This window comes from Streptomyces sp. NPDC002265 (assembly GCF_040296125.1).
Lineage (GTDB): Bacteria > Actinomycetota > Actinomycetes > Streptomycetales > Streptomycetaceae > Streptomyces.
In genome coordinates this window covers 1-13391 of sequence record NZ_JBEOWS010000274.1, presented here as the reverse complement: position 1 = coordinate 13391, position 13391 = coordinate 1, and the positions used below count along the sequence as shown (strand labels likewise).

The following is a 13391-nucleotide window of genomic DNA, read 5'->3' as shown; positions in this document are numbered from 1 at the left end:
GGCTTCATTAAGCCGCCGACGAACGTGGACGTATGCATGGTCGCCCCCAAGGGTCCGGGCCACCTGGTCCGAGGGCGGCCACCGGCCGGAGGATTTCGACTAGGCGCAGCTGACGCCGATGCAGACGGTGTTGAGCAGCGTCAGCAGGCCGACGCACGCGCACGTGCCGCTGAACTGCGCTCCGTCGACGCCGACCGGGTCGGTCTCCGGAAGGGCGTGCAGGTGGGCCAGCAGCTCGAGGGCCTGGTTCTCCATGACATTCTCCTTCTGTGAGCGGTTACGACAGGAGGATTTACCTGTCGTTCAGCCCGGCACCTGAGCCATCCAGTGCCGGGAGTCCGTGTGGCGCGTCCTCAGGAGGAACGCCAGGATCCCTGCGGATCCGTCGCTCCAGCTCGTCGAGACGTCCCCGTACTCGTTGGGGAAGACGACGTGGCTGTCGCGGTGGGCCCGTTCGCAGACGATGAGGCGGGCCACGTCCTCGGCCATCGACCGGTAGGCGGGATCCCCGGTGACCTCGGCCATGTCGAGAAGGAAGTCGCCGTTGCCGGCCAGTCCGTGGCACTGGGCCACGGCGGCGCGGGAGGCACGTTCCACGACGGCGTGTGCGGCTCCGCGGGCGAGGTCGAGGAAGCGTTTGTCCCCGGTCTGCTGCCAGAGCCGGACCAGGAAGGAACCGATGCCCGCCGAGCCGTGACACCAGTAGGGGGCCGTGGGCACGTCCGTGGCCTGGGCCGGCCACTGGGCCGTCTGACCGACCATCACGGCGTTGGCCACCAGGTGCTCCCCCGCCGCCACGGCCAGCTCCATGTGTTCCACGCGGTGGGAGACAGCCGCGGCGGCAAGGAGGAAGCAGCCGATGCCGGATGTTCCGTGCGCGAAGCCCAGATACCGTTTGCCGGCCTCCTTGGACACGGCTTCCGCGGGGACGGGCCAGCTCACTCCGGACCGTTCGGGCCGTGCGGCGGCGGTCAGCCGGTCGGCCGCGTCGACGACCAGCTCGGCCAGGCGTGGGTCACCGCTGCGGTGCCACAGATGGGCGGCGGCCAGGCCGCTGCCGGCGCAGCCGTGGGTGATGTCGTAACTGGGCGTCCGCTCCAGCGGGGCCAGCGCCAGGTTCAGCGCGTGGTCGGTGAGCGCGCGGTCGTCGACGGCCCGTCCGGCGTCGTACAGCGCCCAGGCGATTCCGCGGCCGCCGAAGTGCAGTCCCGGCCGGATGGAGCTGGTGTCGGTACGGGCGACGATCCAGTTGCCCGCGGTACGGAGCAGGTCCGGCAGGCGCGGGTCGCCGGTGAGCTCGAAGTACCGGGTCAGGACCGCCAGTACACCGGCCGCACCTTGCTGCACGGTGCAGGGGTCGGTCTCGCCGGCCAGGGTGGACACGGGCCACAGACGCCCCGAGTCGGCCGGGGTCATCGACTCGACGAGGTGGTTCACCATCCCGGTGACCACGACCTGTGTCGTGTCGTCCGGCTCGACTGTGCGTGCCGGTGCGGCGGTGGGTCGCGCGGTCCACGACGGGTCCGCCGCGCGAAGAGCCGTACGCGCCCTGTCCGGGTCCCAGCGCTCGCCGGGATCGTCCTTCATCAGCCCGAGGATCATCTCCCGCAGGCCCTCCGGCAGGCCGAGCGTTCCGGCGCAGGCGTCCAGCCAGTCGGCGAACCGCTCTTGCTCGGACCTGCCGGCCGGTTCCTCGGGGAGCAGGTTCGGTACCTTTCCGGCGAGCACGAAGCACACGGTGGCGCCGAGACTGTAGTAGTCGGCCGTCGGGGAGACGGGAGCATCCACCAGGCGCTCGGGGGCGCTGAAGCCGGGGGTCCCCACCTGGGTCGGGAGCGCGATGTCGTCCTCCAGGACGGCGAGCTCCAGGTCGATGAGGCGCAGTTCCCCGTCGGGGCGGACCATGACGTTGGCCGGCGTGAAGTCCCTCAGTACGCAGCCGCAGGCATGGGCCGCCGCGACCAGGTCCACCAGGCGTGCGATCTGGTCGAGCGCCTCCGTCCGGTATCGCTCGCTGCCGACGTCGCGGAAGCGCTCGGCGACCCAGTTGCGCAGGGGTACGCCCGGTACTTCCTCCAGGGCGAGGAACAGGTGCCCGCCCGTCTCGAACGTCGCGAGCAACTCCGGTGCCAGTCCTGTGTCTTTGAGCTTCTCCAGCGTCCTGGCCTCGGTCCGCAGCCAGTCGCGGACGTCGGAGCCGGACCTGTCGCCCTCGACGTGCGGCCGGGCCTCCTTGATGACCACGGGTGCGCCGGTGGTGACGTCGGTGCCCCGGTAGACGCCGCCCTTGTTGGTGTGCCGGATCGCTTCCCGCACCGAGAACCGGCCGCCGAGCAGTACGGGCTTGCTCGCCGCCTTCTCCTGTTGCGGGGGAAGGGGTACCGAGGCGGGGAAGGGGCTGACCGCCCAAGGGGGTGGCGCGTACTGGCCGGTGCGCTTGTCCTCCACGGGATTGCCGTCGGGGTCCTCGATGAACCACACCAGCAGACCCTCGTCCGACAGCCGCCGCCGGCCGACGAAGGCGCCGTAGCGGTAGTGCACCAGACTTCGCGGGGCGTACGGCTGGTCGGACAGGATCCGGGGGCCGGCCAGTCCGGCCGTGGCCCTGTGCAGCTCCATCGCGATGCGGGCCGCGGCGCTGTCGGAGGGCGGGTATACGGTGATGAACTTGCCGGAACTGCCCCGCGGTGTGGCCCGGGAGTTGAGCGCGCTGACCTGTTCGAGCGATCGTACGAACTTGAATGCCGCGTCTTCGCGCAGCAGTACATCCAGGGCCCTCACAAGGACTTCCGGTGCGGAAGCGGCCGTCGCGGAAACATGCAGTTTCCAGCCTTGCCGGCGTTGAATTCCGGACCGGCAGGTGAGGCGGCACCACATCTCGTCCGCGTCGGTCGTCCAACGCGCCTCCGTACCGGTGGCCTGTAACGCCCGGCGGAGCAGACTTTCGAGGTCGACTTCGGTTGCGTGGCTCGTCATGCGTGTCCCTCCCAACGGTGAGAACCGCTGAGACGAATATGCCTTCAGCCCGAAGAAATGCACAACACCCGTCTGCCGCATTCACTCGGTCCAGCGAGCGCAGGGTGTTATCGCCGTTATAGACGGCACAGTCCGGCGCAAATATTTGGCGTGCGAGCGCCCCGCGCAGAAATACCCCACCCGTTCGAGGACTTCGCCGTCTGCACCGGTAAAGCACAAACGGACCGAATTGATTCGCCCTCAATCAAGCATTGATGATACAGATTCAAGAGAGCCGCGGCGACCCGTCGACCCCAACTCTCCCAGCAGTTCTTTTATACCGTCACGGCGGCGCGCGCCGTTCCCACTTCCGCCATCAGCCAATCTCCGGGCGCGGCGGAACAGAAAATTAGGCTGAAACAGCGGCCATGGCCGAATCCAGGCAGCCTACGGCGGCCATTCCGCTTTCCGCCGGCCCGTCAATTTCATCCATATAATCATATTGCCCGGCAGGAGATAAATGCCGGGCCGCGAGGACCGGCCGACGGCGGCGGACCGGTTCGGGCCGGGGCGGCCCGGGACGCGCCGCCCGAGGTCCTGCACCGCCGAAGGGGGAAAACCTGCCCCGGAGCGATCGGCCGCCTCGAACGAGGGAACCCCTAACGCGTCGTCCGCTCGAGAAAGGCACCGCCATGACCACCACCCTCGGCCCCGACAGCGATCTGTCACAGATCTTCGAGCTCGCCCAGCAGCTCCGCGTGGACTCCGTCCGCGCCAGCACCTCCGCCGGATCCGGACACCCCACCTCCAGTCTGTCCGCGGCCGATCTGATGGCCGTGCTCATGACCCGCCATCTGCGCTACGACTGGGACGCCCCCGACAACCGGGCCGGCGACCACCTGATCTTCTCCAAGGGCCACGCCTCTCCCCTGCTCTACGCGATGTTCAAGGCCGCCGGAGTCGTCGACGACGACGAGCTGATGACGACCTACCGCCGCTTCGGCCACCGCCTCCAGGGCCACCCCACCCCCGTCCTGCCCTGGGTCGACCTGGCCACCGGCTCGCTCGGCCAGGGCATCGCCTACGCCGTCGGCATCGCCCTGGCCTGCCGCGACCTGAGCAAGGTCGACTCCCGGGTGTGGGTCCTGTGCGGCGACAGCGAGATGACGGAGGGCTCCGTCTGGGAGGCCCTGGACAAGGCGGGCCGCCACCGGCTGGGCAACTTCACCGCGATCATCGACGTCAACCGCCTCGGCCAGAGCGGTCCCACCGAACTCGAATGGGACACCCACGCCTACGCCCGCCGCGTCGAGGCGTTCGGCTGCCGCACCCTGGTCGTCGACGGCCACGACCTCGACGCCGTCGACAAGGCCCTGACCGCCGCCGACGACGACCGCGAAGCCCCCACCGTCGTCGTCGCCCGCACCGTCAAGGGCCGGGGCGTCAGCGAGGTGGCCGACAAGAACGGCTGGCACGGCAAGCCCCTGCCGAAGGACATGGCCGAACGAGCCGTCGCCGAGCTCGGCGGCCGACGCGACCTGCGCGTACGCGGCCCCCAGCCGCCGCAGGCCCGCCCCGCCCCCGCACCGGCCGCCGGGCGCATCGAGCTGCCCCGCTTCAAAGTCGGCGAGAGCGTCGCCACCCGGGTCGCCTTCGGCAAGGCCCTCGCCGCCGTCGGCAACCGCCCCGACGTGGTCGCGCTGGACGCCGAGGTCGGCAACTCCACGCACGCCGAGGACTTCCAGAAGGCGCACCCGGAGCGGTACTTCCAGACCTACATCGCCGAACAGCAGATGATCGCCAGCGCCGTCGGCATGGCCGTGTGCGGCTACCGCCCCTACGCCACCACGTTCGCCGCCTTCCTCACCCGTGCCCACGACTTCATCCGCATGGCCGCCGTCTCCCAGGTCACCATGGCCCTGTGCGGCACCCACTCCGGTGTCGAGATCGGCGCCGACGGCCCCTCCCAGATGGGCGTCGAGGACCTGGCCATGATGCGCGCCGTCCTCGGCTCCACCGTCCTCTACCCGAGCGACGCCACCTCGTCCGCCGCGCTCACCGTCACCATGGCCGGCCTCGACGGCATCTCCTACCTGCGCACCACCCGCGGCGCCTACCCCGTCCTCTACGACGCCGACGAGACCTTCCCCGTCGGCGGCTCCAAGACCCTGCGCCACAGCGCCGACGACCAGGTCACCCTGATCGGCGCCGGCGTCACCCTGCACGAGTGCCTCGCCGCCGCCGACCGGCTCGCCGCCGACGGCGTCACCGCCCGCGTCGTCGACCTCTACTCCGTCAAGCCCGTCGACACCGACACCCTGGCCCGCGCCGCGCGCGAGACCGGCTCCCTCGTCGTCGCCGAGGACCACCACCCCGAGGGCGGCATCGGCGAGGCCGTGCTGTCCGCCCTCAACGCCGCGGGCGTCCACGCGGCCGTCGCCCACCTCGCCGTCCGCAGCCTCCCCGGCTCCGGCACCACCGCCGAACTCCTCGACGCCGCCGGCATCTCCGCCGGCCACATCGCCGAAGCCGCCCGCAGTCTGGTGGGGTGACCCGGCGCCCGAGGGCCCGGCGGCGGGCAGTCACACCACTCCCACTGCGGAGTGATGCACATCACATCCGAAGGGGCGAACTTCGATCTCCCGCCTCGCATCCGGTTTCCGTCAAGTCCTTCGGCGGTCGCCCCAGGGCGACCGCCGCCCCTCGCAGGGAAGGCGGGAACTGTGAGCAGTCCAGTGCAAGCACGCAACATCGTCCTCGTGCACGGCGGGTTCGTCGACGGATCGGGCCGGAAGGGGGTCTACGACCTGCTGCGCGCCGACGGCTACGACGTGCGGATCGTGCAGAACCCGACGCTCTCCCTCGCAGGGGACGTCGCGGCGACCCAGCTGGTCCTGGACGCGCAGGACGGACCGACGGTGCTCGTCGGCCACTCCTACGGCGGCGCCGTCATCACGGAAGCCGGGAACCACGAGAGCGTGAGCGCGCTCGTGTACATCGCGGCGTTCGTGCCAGACAAGGGCGAGTCCGTGAACACGCTGATCGCCGACCCGCCGCCGGGAGCTCCCGTGCCGCCGATCCTGCCGCCCGTGGCCGGGTTCCTCCACCTCGACCGGGAGAAGTTCGCGGCCTCCTTCGCCGGCGACCTGCCGGCCGACGAGGCCCGGTTCCTCGCGGACTCCCAGGTTCCCTGGGGCCTGGAGGCACTGGAGGGCACGGTCACCAGTCCCGCCTGGCACACCAAGCCGAGTCACTACCTGATCGCCTCCGCCGATCGCATGATCCCGCCCGCGGCCCAGCACTTCATGGCCGAGCGCGCCGGAGCCTCCGCGGTGACGACGGGCGGCAGCCACGCCGTGTACGTGTCCAAGCCGCACGAGGTGGCCGAGCTGATCAAACAGGCAACGGGCTGAGGAATCCGCCGCACCGGGTCCGATCTGCCGAAAGCGCCACCCGGAAGCAGCCCCTGCGGCAGCTTCCGGGCGGGACCGCGTACGTGACTCCGCGAGGGCGATCCATGCAGCCTGTCACGCCGCTCACCGACGCCCGCCTGACACGCCGCGCCCAGGCCGGCGAGACCGGAGCCCTCGGACTGCTGCTCGCCCGGCACCACGCCTCGATGCGAGCCGTGGCGCTGAGCCGCTTCCTGGAGGACGGGGTGCGCCAGCATCTGCACCGGGTGACCGTGGGGCGGGACATCGACATCTGGGAGATGAAGGTCACGACCCGGCACGGCAGCCTGCACCACTGTCCGCCGCCCCTGACCTGGCTCATGCTCCGCCAGGACGGCCGGGTCCGCCAGTTGCGCGTGGTCTGCCCGCGCAATCCGGCACCGGCCGCGCTCTGACACCACCGCGCCCTGACCTCACCGGGCCGTGCCGCGAGGTCCTGTCACCCGGTGCAGGCGGGCGTCCTCGACGTGGCGGACTCCGACGACGCGGTGTCCTGGGGGGCCAGGGCCGCGCCGGGGCGTCACGGCCGTCCTGCCGCTTCGCCGTCGGGCGGAGGGACACACCCCCCGCAGCCCGCGGCGACCGCGTCGGCGAAGCTCCGCGCGAGCGGGGAGAGGGCGTCCCACCGGCGTACGGCCCAGCCCACCGACAGCGGTGGCAGCGCCGGAACGGGGATGAGACGCAGAGCGCTGCCGTCACCGGGTGTGGGCAGGCCCGGTACGGCGGGTACGACGGCGTGGCCCACGCCGAGTTCGGCGAGGAGCAGGGCCGTGTCCCAGTCGGCGACGCTCGTGTCCGAGCCGGTCCGGATGCCCAGTTCGGCGAAGGCCGCGTCCAGCCGGGCGCCGGAGGTGGAGTTCGGCGGCAGCCGTACGAGAGGGATGCCCGTGAGGTCGGAGGCCTCGATGTGCTGCCGGTCCACGAGCGGATCGTCGGACCGTGTGGCGAGCACCCACGGCAGATCGACGACGGGGCGCTGCTCGATGCCGCGCACCGGGCCGCCCACGGTGATCCAGGCGAGGTCGAGGCTGCCGGCCAGCAGGGCGTCGAAGCAGGCCCGGCTGGAGGTCTCGGTCCTGAACTCCAGGCTCACTTTCGGGTACCGCCGGCGGAAGGAGACGATCGCCTCGGCCATGAAGTGCCGGACGGTCGTTCCGCCGGTCGTGATCCGTACGGAACCGCTCTCGCCGTTCACCAGGTCTCCCAGGCGGCGCAACGCGAGATCCAGCCCGGTGATGCCGTCGGCGGCGGCATCGCACAGAATGCGACCCGCCGCGGTGGGAACGACCCCACGCGGCTGACGTTCCAACAGGCTCACGCCCGTCTCCCGCTCCAGGCGCTTGACGTGCTGGCTCACCGCGGACTGCGTACACGACAGGTCACGGGCCACGGCACTGAGGCTGCCCGCCCGGCAGACGGCCACGAACACACGCAGGTCGTCCAGTGTCACGAGACCCAAGCTACCCCTGGGGTGAGTGGAGAAATCCCCAGGATTGACTGAGGTATCGGGGTGCCGGAGGATCCTTGCAGGGCCCAGGCGGCAACCCGTCCGGTGTCTTCGTACGGATCCGGACCGGCGAAGGCGCCGCGCGGGTGCCGACCCACCCGTCGCCGAAGGGACCCGGACACCGTGCCTGATCTCACCGCCACGACCGACCGGGCTGTCGCCCTGCTGCGTGAGTCCGGTGCCGAAGGCATCGCCCATCCCGGTGGCACCCTCCTCGCCCATCTCCGGCGCGTGCAGGCGCGGCTGGCGACGTGGCAGGCCCGTCCGGCGCTGCAACTCGCCGGTCTGTGCCACGCGTTCTACGGGACGGACGGTTTTCCCACGGCGCTGCTGCCGCTGGACCGTCGCCATGACCTTGCGGGACTGATCGGCGCGGAGGCAGAGGCCGTCGTGTACCTCTACGCGTCGTGCGACCGGAAGGCCACACACCCTGCTCTCCACCGGGCCGACGCCGATTTCCACGACAGGTTCACCGGCCGCACCCGGGTGCCGGGGCCGCAGTTGCGCCGGGACTTCGCCGAACTGTCGGCGGCCAACGAACTCGATATCGCCGTCGTCGATCCCGCCTTCCGCGACGCATGGGGTCCGGAACTGCTCGTCCTGTTCACCCGAGTCCGCGATCTGCTGAGTGCCGACGCCTGGCTCGAGTGCCGCACGGCACTTGCCGACCCTGCCTCCGGGCCGGGCGCGGCGTGCTGAGCGCGGGTGTGCGTGCGGTGGCGCGGGCCGTGGCGCGTTCCGTGCCCCCCGTAAGTCCCCTGCGGCACAGCTGTCACACAGGTAAGTTACCCTCCGGTGTTCGGGCTTGATCGGCCCGAAACATCCTTCTGACCTGTGGGGGGTCCCTGCATGCGCATGTCGCGCGCACATCGGGCTGCCGTTTTTCGGAGCGCGGCCTTCCTTCTGACGACCGGACTCACGATCGGTGCGCTGGCCGCGGTGCCGGCCGTCGCCGACCCGGTGACCGTGACCGGTGTGTCCACCGGTGACGACGGCAGGCTGTCCGTGGCGCTGCCGGACAGCCAGGCGCTGTGGGTGAAGATCAGCATCCACGACCCCGCCCGGCCGGATGTGCCCGTGCTCGCCTCGACGGACGAGCTGTCGTTCAGCTGGGAGCACGGCTGGCGCACGGACCAGCCGCTGCGCCTGCCCGGGGACGCCGCCTACGGCGACTACCCGGTCGACGTCGACTTCCGGCTGGCGGACGGCACCGTGCAGCACTGGAGCGGCGCCGAACACGGCAGGGCCGGACTGTTCGGGTACCGGCTGCACACCGGTGTGGCCACGGCCGCCTTCGACCGCGCGTACACCGACTACGACCACCGCGACGCGACGCTCAGCGGTACCGTCACCACCTTCGACCCGGCGACCGGCACGACCGGCGCGGCCCGGGCCGGCACCCAGGTGAGGATCGCCTGGTCCACGCTCCGGAACGGGACCTGGATCGACATCTCGCAGACGGTCCTCACCGACGAGTCCGGCGCCTTCACGCTGCCCGTCACCCCCGGCGGCACGCTCCTGAGCGGCACCGCCACCGTGGTCGCTCCCCAGGCCGACACCGACCCGGACGACGCCGAGGCGATTCCGGAACTCGACGCCGTGGCGACGCGCTACCGGATCACCGCCGAGGCGGACAAGGCGCGGGTCTACGCCGGGAAGACCTTCAAGGTCAGCGGCGACGTCCAGCGCCTGACGCCCAACGGCTGGGTGCCCTTCGCGAACGCGCCGGTCATCACCACCACGCATGCGCCCGACCCCTGGAACCACACGGTCACCGACATCATGGGCAGCGCCGCCGCGGGCGCCGACGGCACGTTCTCGTACGACGCGAGGGCCGACCACACCACGACCCACTACACCTATGTGCAGCCCTCCGACTACCTGGCGGACTACACCGACCCCTTCAGCGACGAGGTCACCGTGCCGAGGGCGGGGCAGATCGGCAACCTCAGCGCGACCCTGGACGCCTACCGCACGATCACCGTCACGGGCCGGCTCAAGCCGGAGTGGATCTGCAACGCCCAGACGGTGACGCTCCAGTACTCCAAGAACGGCCGCGACGGCTGGCAGAACCTCGCCTCGGCCAAGGCCGAGGGCGGCACCGCGGGCTACTGCCCGTTCACCATCCGCGCGCTCGGCCGCCCCTCGGGCTACTACCGGGTGGCGCACGGCGAGAGTTACACCCTGCTCCCGGTCAACTCCGCCGCCTTCAGCCGCAGTCGGATCGAGACGCGCATCGTGTCGTTCGACATGACGCCCAACCGGCCGTACCGCAACGCCTCGCTGACGGCCAAGGGCACGCTCCAGTACAAGTCCGGCAGCACCTGGAAGAACTACAAGGGCGGACAGATCGTGCTCGTCCTCAGGCCCAAGGGCGAGAGCACCTGGTACTGGGTGGTCAAGGGGACCACCGACTCCGCGGGACGCTTCAGCCTCAAGACCAAGGCCTACGAGGACGCCACCTGGGGCGCCTACCTCGCCGCGGATTCCAAGCACTTCTACAGCGAGTCGAAGTCGGAGTATGTCGATGCCCGCTGAGCGCAGATCCTTCGCCCTGGCCGCCGCCATCGCGGTGGTGGCCACCGCGCTGAGCACGGTGCCCGCTTCGGCCGACGACGCCGGTCCGGTCGGTATCGGCGTGGCCCGCACCGCGGACAACCGCGGGACCTTCACCGTCACCGCGTGGACGGACGCCCCGGGCGCCGCCGTGACCTCCGTCTCCGCCCGGGTGCGGGCCGGTGACACGGTGGTCGCCGAGGTGCCGGCGCTGACCAGGACCGGTTCGACCTGGGGGCTGCCCGCCGACGCCGCGCTGAAGCTGGTCGAGGACGGTGGGACGATGCCGCAGCTCGGCGCCTACTCCATCGACGTCAGCGCAACCGACGACCAGGGCCACACCACGACCCGCAGTTCGGCGGGAACGCTCGACTTCACCATCCGGCCCGCGCTGATCGACACGGCCGGCGACAACAAGCTGGAGTTCACGCGCCTGCCGACCTACGACCGCAGAAGCCTCGGCGCCACCGACCGCCTGGTCGGCATCGAGCCCGGCTCCGGCGACCAGGTGCCGATCGAAGGCCGTACGGTCGAGGTGACCCGCTCCTACGACGGCGGCGCGCCGCGGCCGGACGACACCTTCACGGCGGTCACCGACGCCGAGGGCCGCTTCACCACCGAAGACCTCGACATGGCCAACTGGGCCAGTTTCACAGCCCGGTTCACGGTGGCCGACGACCAGGTGCACGGCGACGCGCGCGCGTTCGGCCGTCCGTCGATCTCCCCGTCGAAGGCGTCCGTGACGGCCACGGCCGACCGCACCCGGGTACTTCCCGGGCAGACGGTGACCGTCACCGGAACGGTGAGCACCGGCAGCGGCGCCGACGCGGCCGCTCTCGCGGACATCCCGGTCCGGATCAGCCTGCGCACCTACGGCAACGACCGTGCGGCACTCACCGTCACCACGGACGCGTCCGGGAACTTCTCGGCGGTGCTCCACCCGCCCGCGGGCGTCGGAGTCGACGGATGGTCCGCCGTCCCGGCCGACATGTACCTCTCCGCGACCGCGGCCAGGGGCTCCCTGGTCGTGCCCGACGAGTCAGTGCTGCGCAAGGTGACGGCGTCGCTCGCCGCCAACGGGCAGGTCAAGGTGACCGGCCGGCTGGCGCACGCGTACAACGACGACGCGTCCGACGGGGAGTCCGTGCGCCTGGAGTACTCGGCCGACGGGCGGACCGGCTGGCAGAGCCTGGCCACCGGCAAATCCGACTACTACGGCAACTTCACGCTCTCCGCGTGGGGTTACATCGACGGCTACTACCGGGTCCACCACCTCGGCAGCGACCGGCTGGCGGACAGCACCAGCACCCCGGTCCGGCTCAGCCGTGTCGACACCCGGGTGTCCTCGATCAAGGCGTCCGCCACGAAGGTCACGAAGGGGGCCACCGTCACCTTCACGGGCACCCTCCAGGAGTACGTGTCCCGCACGTGGCGGCCGTACAAGGGGCAGCACGTCGAGCTGTTCTTCCAGAAGAAGGGCTCGACGAAGTGGACGTACGTCGCTTCGGGCACCACGAGTTCGACCGGCAAGGCCACCCTCAAGGGCAAGCCCACCGCCGACGGCAAGTGGCTGATCCAGTACTTCGGTGACTCCAGGCACTTCGACAGCGGCGGCACCGCCGTCTATGTCGACGTGCGCTGACACCCACGCCGTTCCGCACCAGCGGGGCCGACCGGGACGACGGGTCGGCCCCGCTCCCTTTTGCGGTGTCAGCGGGTGGCCTCCGCGGGGGCGAACGGGCCGTCCAGGGCGGCCCATTGCAGGAGCAGGATGGTCTTGCCGTCGGTGATGCGTCCGTCGCGGACCATGGCGAGGGCCTCGGTGAAGGGCAGTTCGAGTACTTCGATGTCCTCGCCGTCCTCCTCCAGTCCGCCGCCGCTTCCGGTCCGGTCGGCCGGGGTGTAGGGGGCGGCGAAGAAGTGCAGGCGTTCGGTGACCGAGCCGGGGCTCATGTACGCGTCGAGGACCGCGGCGACCGGGCCGAGCGTGACCCCGAGTTCCTCGGCGCTCTCGCGCCGGACGGCCGCGAGCGGGTCGTCGCCGTCGAGCAGCCCGGCAGCGGCCTCGACGAGCATGCCGTCCGGGTGGTCGTTGACGTACGCCGGGTAGCGGAACTGGCGGGTGAGCAGCACCCGGCCGCGCTCGGTGTCGTAGGGCAGGACGACCGAGCCGTTGCCGCGGTCGTAGGTCTCGCGCTGCTGGGTGACCCAGCGTCCGTCGCGGCGCCGGTAGTCGAAGGTGGTGCGGCGCAGCACGTGCCAGCCCTGGGAGGTGAGTTCCACGTCGCGCACGACGACGTCGGGGTTGCGGTCCAGCTCCCGCCCGGCGCGGTGGAGACCGGTACGGCCTCGGTGGTCGGGGGCGTCGATGCCGGGACGGGCGCTCACGCGCTCTGCTGCGGGGTGCGGCTTGTCGGTCATGGCGGGCTACACTACATGCAGAAACGTGCAAGAACAGGAGAAAGTGCGGATGCTGGCTGCCGAACGGCGTGACCACCTGCTGGGCCTGCTCGCCCGCGATGGCAAGATCGTCGCCAAGAACGTCGCCGCCGACCTGGGCATCTCCGAGGACAGCGTGCGCCGCGACCTGCGCGACCTCGCCGCCGAGGGACTCTGTCAGCGGGTCTACGGCGGAGCGCTGCCCGTCTCCCCGGCCGTGGCGGACTATGCCGCCCGGCAGACCGTCGCCCCCGACGGCAAGCGGAAGGTCGCCGGGGCGGCCGTCGCGCTGGTGCGGCCGGACAGCGCCCTGATCCTGGACGGCGGCACCACCGCCCTCGCCGTCGCCCGGGCGCTCCCGCCGGACCTGGCCTGCACCGTGATCACCCACAGCCCGACGATCGCGGCCGCGCTGCTCGGCCATCCGCGGGCCGAGATCTTCCTGCTCGGCGGCCGCATCTTCAAGCACTCGGCGGTCGCCT

Annotated in this window: 11 protein-coding genes and 1 pseudogene; 8 read left to right on the top strand and 4 right to left on the bottom strand. The window is 71.1% G+C overall.

What is annotated here, in order from left to right:
• Positions 1-76, top strand: a pseudogene (locus ABT085_RS34240) (hypothetical protein); the annotation flags it as partial.
• Between the two features lie 23 nt (positions 77-99).
• Here ABT085_RS34240 and ABT085_RS34235 read toward each other — a convergent pair.
• A complete protein-coding gene (locus tag ABT085_RS34235) occupies positions 100-255 on the bottom strand; it encodes a VenA family class IV lanthipeptide (protein ID WP_202919550.1) in 156 nt (51 codons plus the stop codon).
• Between the two features lie 48 nt (positions 256-303).
• Positions 304-2976 (bottom strand): class IV lanthionine synthetase LanL, encoded by a 2673-nt coding sequence (gene lanL / locus ABT085_RS34230; protein ID WP_351616964.1) that lies wholly within the window; start codon positions 2974-2976, stop codon positions 304-306.
• 671 nt (positions 2977-3647) lie between these two features.
• Here lanL and ABT085_RS34225 point away from each other — a divergent pair.
• From ABT085_RS34225 to ABT085_RS34215, 3 genes are all read left to right on the top strand, one after another.
• On the top strand, positions 3648-5507 hold the full coding sequence (locus ABT085_RS34225) for a transketolase (RefSeq protein ID WP_351616962.1): 1860 nt from the start codon (positions 3648-3650) through the stop codon (positions 5505-5507).
• A 171-nt stretch (positions 5508-5678) separates the two neighbouring features.
• Complete coding sequence (locus ABT085_RS34220) at positions 5679-6368, top strand: alpha/beta hydrolase (RefSeq protein ID WP_351616959.1); 690 nt, start codon at positions 5679-5681, stop codon at positions 6366-6368.
• A gap of 104 nt (positions 6369-6472) precedes the next feature.
• A complete protein-coding gene (locus ABT085_RS34215) occupies positions 6473-6802 on the top strand; it encodes a hypothetical protein (protein WP_351616956.1) in 330 nt (109 codons plus the stop codon).
• A 125-nt stretch (positions 6803-6927) separates the two neighbouring features.
• On the opposite strand, the gene ABT085_RS34210 is transcribed toward ABT085_RS34215, so the two are convergent.
• Positions 6928-7857 (bottom strand): LysR family transcriptional regulator, encoded by a 930-nt coding sequence (locus ABT085_RS34210; protein ID WP_351616953.1) that lies wholly within the window; start codon positions 7855-7857, stop codon positions 6928-6930.
• 180 nt (positions 7858-8037) lie between these two features.
• On the opposite strand from ABT085_RS34210, the gene ABT085_RS34205 reads away from it, so the two are divergent.
• The 3 genes from ABT085_RS34205 (at position 8038) to ABT085_RS34195 (ending at position 12112) form a co-directional block, all read left to right on the top strand.
• Entirely contained in the window at positions 8038-8613 is a 576-nt protein-coding gene (locus tag ABT085_RS34205; RefSeq protein WP_351616950.1) for a DUF6817 domain-containing protein, read from the top strand.
• Positions 8614-8769: 156 nt separating this feature from the next.
• Positions 8770-10452, top strand: a complete 1683-nt coding sequence (locus ABT085_RS34200) for a hypothetical protein (protein ID WP_351616947.1) — start codon at positions 8770-8772, stop codon at positions 10450-10452.
• Positions 10442-12112: a hypothetical protein gene (locus ABT085_RS34195; protein ID WP_351616944.1), complete on the top strand. Its 1671-nt coding sequence runs from the start codon at positions 10442-10444 to the stop codon at positions 12110-12112. Before ABT085_RS34200 ends, ABT085_RS34195 begins: the two co-directional genes overlap by 11 nt.
• 68 nt (positions 12113-12180) lie before the next feature.
• On the opposite strand, the gene ABT085_RS34190 is transcribed toward ABT085_RS34195, so the two are convergent.
• Positions 12181-12858, bottom strand: coding sequence for an NUDIX domain-containing protein (locus ABT085_RS34190; protein WP_351616969.1), 678 nt, complete (start codon positions 12856-12858; stop codon positions 12181-12183).
• An 82-nt stretch (positions 12859-12940) separates the two neighbouring features.
• On the opposite strand from ABT085_RS34190, the gene ABT085_RS34185 reads away from it, so the two are divergent.
• Positions 12941-13391: DeoR/GlpR family DNA-binding transcription regulator (locus ABT085_RS34185; protein ID WP_351616941.1), on the top strand; the 451-nt coding region annotated here is incomplete at its 3' end.

Coding starts and splice junctions, on each gene's coding strand:
- ABT085_RS34235 (WP_202919550.1), bottom strand. CDS start 255: ATGGAGAACCAGGCCCTCGAGCTGCTGGCCCACCTGCACGCCCTTCCG.
- lanL (WP_351616964.1), bottom strand. CDS start 2,976: ATGACGAGCCACGCAACCGAAGTCGACCTCGAAAGTCTGCTCCGCCGG.
- ABT085_RS34195 (WP_351616944.1), top strand. CDS start 10,442: ATGCCCGCTGAGCGCAGATCCTTCGCCCTGGCCGCCGCCATCGCGGTG.
- ABT085_RS34200 (WP_351616947.1), top strand. CDS start 8,770: ATGTCGCGCGCACATCGGGCTGCCGTTTTTCGGAGCGCGGCCTTCCTT.
- ABT085_RS34225 (WP_351616962.1), top strand. CDS start 3,648: ATGACCACCACCCTCGGCCCCGACAGCGATCTGTCACAGATCTTCGAG.
- ABT085_RS34215 (WP_351616956.1), top strand. CDS start 6,473: ATGCAGCCTGTCACGCCGCTCACCGACGCCCGCCTGACACGCCGCGCC.